At 48.9% G+C, this 1,469-nt stretch carries 3 protein-coding genes; all 3 read right to left on the bottom strand.

Annotated features, from left to right (window positions below; genetic code table 11):
* A partial coding sequence (locus tag PKH29_12935) for a hypothetical protein (GenBank protein ID HNX15745.1) occupies nt 1-317 on the bottom strand: 317 nt, incomplete at its 3' end.
* A 103-nt stretch (nt 318-420) separates the two neighbouring features.
* The gene (locus tag PKH29_12940) at nt 421-1,005 is read right to left on the bottom strand and encodes a hypothetical protein (GenBank protein ID HNX15746.1); all 585 of its coding nucleotides are present in this window, start codon (nt 1,003-1,005) and stop codon (nt 421-423) included.
* Between the two features lie 44 nt (nt 1,006-1,049).
* On the bottom strand, nt 1,050-1,469 hold a 420-nt coding region (locus tag PKH29_12945), incomplete at its 5' end, for a WYL domain-containing protein (protein HNX15747.1).

The following is a 1,469-nucleotide window of genomic DNA, read 5'->3' on the forward strand; positions in this document are numbered from 1 at the left end:
TCAAGCCAGGCGCTCATGTTGGCGTTTTCGCTGGTGTAGCCGTTGGCGACCGCGACGTCGAAAACCGCGTATTCTGAGCCCGGAAGCGTGACCGCTTGAAAACCTCTCGGCGCTTTTTCTTCGACCGCGAAACCGACAAAGCAATCTCTCCCGGTTTCCCCGTCGGTGCGAATCTCCCAGCTGCAGTTGTCGGCTGCGATAAATCCGGAATTTTCGGCCTTCTCCTCAAAATCCTGCCAGAGCCCGGCGGTCATTCTGCCATCGCCCCAAAGTCCGGCAAGGGCCAATTTCTTTTTTTTAATCAGTTTCGGTTCCATTTTCAAAACCCTTTCCCAATTGATGGTTTTATTTTATCAAGTGAAACCTGACAACTGATTGTCAATATTCAGAAATGTATTTTTGATGATTCAACTCTTTATGTTACAACGACCGCTTTGTTTTGCAGACGATGATCTTTTCCGGAAGCGGTTCTCCGTTTGCTGTTTTCATTTTTACAAGTTCGTTGAAACAGCATATAAACTCCCTCGCGTCACAAAAATCGTTCCGGCTCAAACCGAGTTCGACTCTTCCGTGGCAGGTCAGCTTTTTTTGGCCGTCAAAGGAATAAACCGTTCTCGTAAGGCATCTTTGGCCGTAACAGTTGTCGAAGCCGGGGCAGGTTTTTAATGCGTAAAAAATGCGCTCAGTCAACGGATGATCCGTTTTTGCGATAAAAGTCAGCGTTTCCTCCATGCAGTCGGCTCTGCGGTGCCAGGTTTCCGGCTTGCCGCCGCAAACGATGTACCACTGAAAGTTATGCGCCGGTTCAGTACCGGAGATTTTGAACATGTAGGAAATGCCGTAATCGGAGGCGACATAAGTAATTTTCTTCGCCTTTGTGTCAACGGAGCGCTTAAATCTTAACGGACGCATGGTTTTTAAGTATGAATCCGTTGCCGTTATTTCATCTTTGAACGCTTGCGGAAGGGTTGATATGATGTTTTCAAACGGTGATATATCTGCCATTTTTGATTCCTCGGCTTTCATTTTGAAAGTATGGCGGCGCTGTATTAACAACAATCCGAATAATACTCATGAATTTTCCCGCTCTTTTCCTTGATAATTTTTTGCAAATGGGGCGGGGAAAGCACCTTGACGGCGGTTCCGAACGAGAAGATATAGCCGTAGACCCAACCGTCCTCGGGGAAATCGACTTCGACTTTATAAGTGCCGTCGCCGTTGTCGTGAATCCGGTCGTCGTCGTAATCGTCGTATAGGCGGTATAAAGCATCTTCGGTGAATTGCAGCACGCAGCGGATGTTGGGCTTATACCCGGTCTCGCCGTCACTGCCCTTTTGCAATTTCGGTTCACGTTTGCGGAAGCGGTCAAAGGTCTCCTCGGTGACAGCAACCCGCTTGACACGCGAAATGCGGAAAGTGCGGTAGTCCTCGCGGTCGCGGCACCAGCCCCACAGATACCACGCCTGATA

It is taken from the genome of Oscillospiraceae bacterium (genome assembly GCA_035353335.1).
Taxonomy (GTDB): Bacteria; Bacillota; Clostridia; order Oscillospirales; family JAKOTC01; genus DAOPZJ01.

Excerpts from the sequence above, each read along its gene's own strand:
- PKH29_12940 (HNX15746.1), bottom strand. The coding sequence starts at position 1,005 with ATGGCAGATATATCACCGTTTGAAAACATCATATCAACCCTTCCGCAA.